Below are 6,074 nucleotides of genomic sequence, written 5' to 3'. Positions count from 1 at the left end.
TTCTCGCCGCCTGACAAGCGTTAAATGCAAAAAAATTATCGAGTGGGGATTTTTTCAGCAAAGCGCATTAAAAGACGCCGTTATGCCCGATTTTTCGCCGCTAATTGGGCGAAATCCTCACCTAACAGACTGGCGCACCATTAATTCAGGCGTCAGCACCAATACATTCGGCTCGGTATTAGGATGTTCCAGACGATACAAGAGTGTATCAACCGCCAGTTCGCCAAGTTCATCTTTAGGTTGATGAACCGTTGTAAGAGGTGGGGACATATAGCGAGCCAGTTCAATATCATCGTAACCCACAACCGCCATATCTTGAGGAATCGAAAGTCCTGCCTGATAAAGCGCATGGTAAACACCAACAGCCATCGCATCATTACTGGTGAACACGGCTTCTGGCTTATCTTCCAGCGCTAATAACTGCTGCATAGCGCGATAACCCGTTTCAAATTCAAAATCGCCGAAAATTTCATAATCAGTGGGAACGGGTAGACCAGCGAGCTGCATCGCCTGCCGATAGCCCTCCAGTCGGTTATAGGCTGTCGTTTTATCTTTCGGCCCCGCAATGCAGGCTATCTTTTTATAACCGCGCGAGATGAGATAATTGGTTGCGATCTCGCCACCGAGCAGAGAATTATCTTTAATGACATCTATGACGCCTTCAAAGGGAGCCCAATCCATCATGACCATAGGTATAGAAGGATAGCGGCTCATCATTTCGGGCAAAGGGCGATGGCTTTCGGTGCACATCAACAGTACGCCGTCGACCCGCTTTTGCAAGAGCGTTTCAAGGCTATGGCTCATTCTGTCGCGATCGCCTTCGGTGTTGCACAGAATCAGGCTATAGCCTCGCTCATAACAGCAACGCTCTACGCCACGAACCACTTCGGCATAGAACGGGTTATTACTGGCAGTGAGCAACATGCCGATGGTGCGGGTCTGGTTTATTTTCAGACTTCTGGCCAGTGCAGACGGCGCATAGTTGAGATCCTCAACGGCCTTCATCACTTTTTCGCGAATGGTATCGCTGACAAAGCGATTGTTATTGATAACGTGGGATACAGTAGACGTAGAAACGCCCGCAAGACGGGCGACATCTTTCATGGTGGCCAAAGATCACCCCTGGGTTTGCAAAAATGCGTCGATCTCTTCACGCCATGGGACAGAGGGCTGAGCACCGCGGCGAGTCACCGCTATCGCCGCTGCCGCATGGGCAAATTTTACGGCGGAGGACATGGGCTTATTTTCCAGCAACGCGGTAACGAGCGCGCCATTAAACGTGTCTCCGGCGGCGATAGTATCCACAGCTTTTACGCGATATCCCGGAATTCTCTGCCCCTGACCGTTTTCACTTAACCATACACCACGACTACCCAATGTGATGAGAACCGTTTCAATGCCTTTACCGTGCAAAATCTGTGCTGCGCGAGCCGCATCGTCTTCCGTCTCAACGGTAATTCCCGTCAGGAACTGCGCTTCGGTTTCATTCGGCGTGATCATATCGACCAGCGACAACAACTCATCAGGCAGTTCACGCGCAGGAGCGGGGTTAAGAATCACTTTCGTCTGGTATTCATGCGCCAGTTTGGCTGCTGCGAGAACCGTTTCTAACGGCGACTCAAGCTGCATAAGCAACGCGGAAGCATCCATAATGTGTTGCTGATGACGGTGAAGGTAATCAGGCGTCACGGCCGCATTCGCGCCGGCGTTAATTGCGATCATATTCTCAGCGTCGGCGTTAACAAAAATCAGCGCAACGCCGGTTGTTTCCTCGGAGATAGCCTCGACGGCGGAAACATCAATATTGTCCTTGGATAGCTGCTGGCAAATACGGGTGCCAATATCATCTTCTCCAACGCAGGCAATAAAGGCGATGTCTGCACCGCTTCGACCAGCGGCAACGGCCTGATTGGCACCTTTCCCACCGAAAGCAACGCTATATTGCTCACCGATCACCGTTTCGCCTGGACGGGGAAATTGCTCAAGATTGAGAATATGGTCAGCATTAATACTGCCCAGCACCACCAGCTTACCCGTTTTCATTGTGTCGAATCCCGCTACGTTAATAATGCGCCACCACAAGCGGGTGGCGCGAGCCCTGCTTTATTCTTTAATTATTTTGCTACCAGCTTCAGGTCAACCGGAATGATGGCCTGAGGTTTTTCACCTTTCAGCACTTTCGCCGCCGTTTCGATACCGATCACACCGATCTGATCAGGACGCTGAGCAACCGTTGCCGCCAGCTTACCTGACTCAACGGCCTTCACACCATCCTGCGTGCCGTCAAAGCCGACAACCAGCACATCTGTTTTGCCTGCGGTTTGCAGTGCACGCAGTGCACCCAACGCCATTTCATCGTTCTGAGCAAATACGGCCTGAACGTCAGGGTGCGCGGTCAGCAGGTTCTGCATCACGTTTAGCCCTTTAGTACGATCGAAGTCAGCCGGTTGGCTGGCCAGCATAGCGAATTTATTTTTCTCAGCAGATTTCATGAAACCTGCCCCACGCTCGCGCGCGGCAGACGTTCCGGCGATGCCTTCCAGTTGAATCACTTTCGCGCCTTCACCCAATTTCTTGGCAATGAAGTCACCAGCCACTTTACCACCGAAGGCGTTATCAGAAGCCACGTGGCTCACCACTTCACCACTGCTGGCAACGCGGTCCAGTGTAATAACAGGGATCTTGGCCTGGTTCGCCATTTTAATCGCATTACCGACCGCATCAGAATCGGTCGGGTTGATCAGCAGAACTTTGGTTCCACGTACCGTCAAATCCTGAACGTTAGCCAGTTCTTTCGCTGGGTTATTCTGAGAATCCAGCACGATCAGCTCGTAACCCAGTTTATCGGCTTCTTTCTGCGCACCCTCTTTCATTGAAACAAAGAACGGGTTATTCAGCGTAGAAACCACCAGAGCAACCGTATCTTTGGCCAAGGCATTAGCACTGACAGTCGCGCTCAGCGCAACAGCGGAAACCAGAGTAGCCAGCTTTTTCATATTCATAACTCAATTCCTGTGTGAATGAAGGTTATTTACTGCTTTTGTTATCTACCAGAACCGCTAGCAAAATGACGACTGCTTTAACGATCATTTGGTAGTAAGAAGAAACACCTAATAAATTCAGTCCATTGTTGAGGAAACCAAGGATAAGTGCGCCGATCAACGTACCAACGATACGCCCTTTTCCTCCGGCCAGACTGGTGCCGCCCAATACTACAGCCGCGATAGCATCCAGCTCATAGCCTGTCCCCGCCGTCGGCTGTGCAGAGGACAAACGTGCAACTTCGATAATTCCCGCCAGAGCAGACAGCAGCCCACACAGGGAATAGACAATAATTTTGACTTTATCAACGCTGATACCGGACAAACGGGTAGCAGATTCATTGCCGCCCAGCGCATAGATATAGCGTCCAAGGCGTGTGTGGTGCAGTATGTACCAGGCCACTGCGAACACGATAGCCATGATCCAGATTGGTGTCGGAATCCCCAGTGGACGACCGATGCCAAACCAGCCAAAAGCATCCGCCACATCGGAAAAGCCGGTATTAATCGGGCTGCCGTTGGTATAGACCATCGTCACGCCGCGCAGTAACAGCATCATGACCAGCGTAGCAATAAACGCCTGCACTTTACCTTTGGAGACAATGACGCCGGTACCCGCACCAATCAGCGCCCCCAACGCCAGCGCACCAAACACAGCCACCAGCGCATTGACCTCCAGCCCAACGATGGAAGCCGCAACAGCCCCCGTCAATGCCAGCAGTGAACCCACTGACAAATCGATGCCCGAGGTCAGAATGACCAAGGTCATGCCAACGGCCATGATGGCGTTCACCGACGTCTGCTGGAGAATATTGAACAGGTTGTTCAGGGTAAAAAAGTTAGGGCTCATGGCGGAAACAACCGCAATCAGGATCAGGAGCGCGATCAGCGATTTCTGCTCCAGTAACCACTCTTTGCTGAACCAGCGTTTTGCCGCGATAGGTTGAGAACTCATGTCTGACTTACTCCTGCTTTGCGCCGTATTGCTTACCAACGGCCGCAGCCATCAGTGCTTCCTGGGTTGCTTGCTCAATCGGGAAATCACCGCTCAAGCGCCCTTCATGCATCACAATGATGCGATCGCTCATTCCCAAAACTTCAGGCATTTCGGATGACACCAAGATGATACTCAGCCCTTCTTCTTTGAATTGATTGATTAACTGATAAATTTCTTTCTTCGCCCCGACATCGACACCGCGCGTCGGTTCATCGAGGATCAGAACATTCGGGCGCGTCATCAGGCCGCGGGCTATCGCCACTTTCTGCTGATTACCGCCGGAAAGCAGGCCGATAGGCTGCTCCATTGATGGCGTTTTCACGTTGAACAGGCGAATAAAGTCGGCAACCGTTAATTGCTCTTCAGCATGTTTCAGACGACCGCCCGCATGGCTGAAATAGCGCAGTGCGGTTAACGACATGTTTTCTTTTACCGACATGCCCAGTACCAGACCATCGCGCTTGCGATCTTCCGATATGTAAACGATACCGTTCGCCAAACCATCCTGCGGTTTTCGGGTCACCACGTCGCGGCCATCAAGCGTCACATTGCCGCCAGTGCGCGGCAATGCACCGTAGAGAATCTTCATCAGTTCGGTACGGCCCGCGCCCATCAGCCCTGCGATGCCCAGAATTTCACCTTTCCGCACCGTAAAGCTGACGCTATCAACGCCCGGCCCAGACAGGTTTTGTACCTTAAGGCGAACCTCTCCCGGTTCTTTACTCGAACGCGGGTACTGATCTTCCAACTTACGACCGACCATCATTTCAATCAGCGTATCTTCTTCTAAGTCACTGACCGGACGCTCGCCGATAAACTGGCCATCGCGGAACACGGTAATGTCATCGCAGATTTCAAAGATTTCTTTCAGACGGTGGGAAATATAGACAATGCCGCATCCCTGAGATTGCAGCTCTTTGATGACACTGAATAGCGAAGCGGTTTCGGTATCCGTCAGCGCATCGGTAGGTTCATCCATGATGATGACTTTCGATTCAAAGCTCAGCACCTTGGCAATTTCCACCATTTGCTGATCGCCAATCGATAACTCTCCGACCATACGACGGCTGTCGTAGCGCAGATTAAGGCGCTTTAGCAGCTTGTCGGCTTCCGCATACATCTTATTCCAGTCGATGCGGCCAAAGCGGTTGGTAAATTCACGCCCGAGAAAGATATTCTCGGCAATCGTAAGCTGGGGAATCAGGTTAAGTTCCTGATGGATGATACCGATACCTGCTTCCTGGGACGCTTTCGGCCCGTTGAAATCCACCTCCTGCCCCAGAAAATGGATGCTACCGGCATCTTTACGATAGATCCCAGTCAGGACTTTCATCATGGTGGACTTACCCGCACCGTTCTCGCCCACCAGCGCCATCACTTTTCCTGGATAGACGTTAAGCGCCGCACCGGACAACGCCTTAACACCGGGAAAAGATTTCGTGATGCCTTGCAGTTGCAGTAAAGGTTGCATGGATGCCTCAGAACGTTACGCCAGCACAAAGGATGACATTGGCATACGGAGAACACTCTCCGCTGCGAATGATGGCCCGGCTTTTGCCGCTTTGGGTTTTAAATTCTTCATGGCTTACATAGTGCAATGCAATTGAGTTTCCCTGGTGTTGTTCAAGTTGCTTCAATTGATCGAGTAATGCGTCATGGACTGCGGGGTTCTTCTCAATTATCTCTTCCGCCAGAATAGCGGCCTCAACCTGCATTTCACTGGTGACCACACTCACCACCTGCAAAAATGTCGGCACGTTGTGCGTCAACGCCAGATCGATACGCGTCGTTGTTTCAGGAATCGGTAAACCCGCATCACCAATAACAAGGCTATCAGTATGGCCCAGTCGAGCAATCACGGAAGAAATATCTGAATTCAATAATGCTGCTTTTTTCATCTTTTCACCCCACCAGCGAAACGTTTCGCTAATAACATTCTAGAAAAAGAAGAGAGAAAGGCAACGAAGATATAAAAAAAATGTGATCGCTATCGAAACGTTTCGCTAACAAAAAAATAAAGAGAACAAGAGTTGGTT

6 protein-coding genes are annotated in these 6,074 nt (G+C 51.0%); all 6 read right to left on the bottom strand.

Annotated elements, in window-relative coordinates:
- Window positions 1–117: 117 nt before the first annotated feature.
- The gene (gene rbsR, locus H0247_RS16780; protein ID WP_180743552.1) at window positions 118–1,113 is read right to left on the bottom strand and encodes a ribose operon transcriptional repressor RbsR; all 996 of its coding nucleotides are present in this window, start codon (window positions 1,111–1,113) and stop codon (window positions 118–120) included.
- A gap of 3 nt (window positions 1,114–1,116) precedes the next feature.
- Window positions 1,117–2,043, bottom strand: a complete 927-nt coding sequence (rbsK, locus tag H0247_RS16775; RefSeq protein WP_180743551.1) for a ribokinase — start codon at window positions 2,041–2,043, stop codon at window positions 1,117–1,119.
- Between the two features lie 71 nt (window positions 2,044–2,114).
- Complete coding sequence (gene rbsB, locus H0247_RS16770; protein WP_039275930.1) at window positions 2,115–3,002, bottom strand: ribose ABC transporter substrate-binding protein RbsB; 888 nt, start codon at window positions 3,000–3,002, stop codon at window positions 2,115–2,117.
- A 25-nt stretch (window positions 3,003–3,027) separates the two neighbouring features.
- Window positions 3,028–3,996, bottom strand: coding sequence for a ribose ABC transporter permease (gene rbsC, locus H0247_RS16765; protein ID WP_180743550.1), 969 nt, complete (start codon window positions 3,994–3,996; stop codon window positions 3,028–3,030).
- Window positions 3,997–4,003: 7 nt separating this feature from the next.
- Window positions 4,004–5,509 (bottom strand): ribose ABC transporter ATP-binding protein RbsA, encoded by a 1,506-nt coding sequence (gene rbsA / locus H0247_RS16760; protein ID WP_180743549.1) that lies wholly within the window; start codon window positions 5,507–5,509, stop codon window positions 4,004–4,006.
- A 7-nt stretch (window positions 5,510–5,516) separates the two neighbouring features.
- Window positions 5,517–5,936 carry a D-ribose pyranase gene (rbsD, locus tag H0247_RS16755; RefSeq protein ID WP_039325667.1) on the bottom strand — a complete coding sequence of 140 codons (420 nt, stop codon included), beginning with the start codon at window positions 5,934–5,936 and terminating at the stop codon, window positions 5,517–5,519.
- Window positions 5,937–6,074 lie beyond the last annotated feature (138 nt).

The organism is Pectobacterium sp. CFBP8739, from assembly GCF_013449375.1.
Classification (GTDB): Bacteria; Pseudomonadota; Gammaproteobacteria; order Enterobacterales; family Enterobacteriaceae; genus Pectobacterium.
This window is presented reverse-complemented; position numbering and strand designations above follow the sequence as displayed.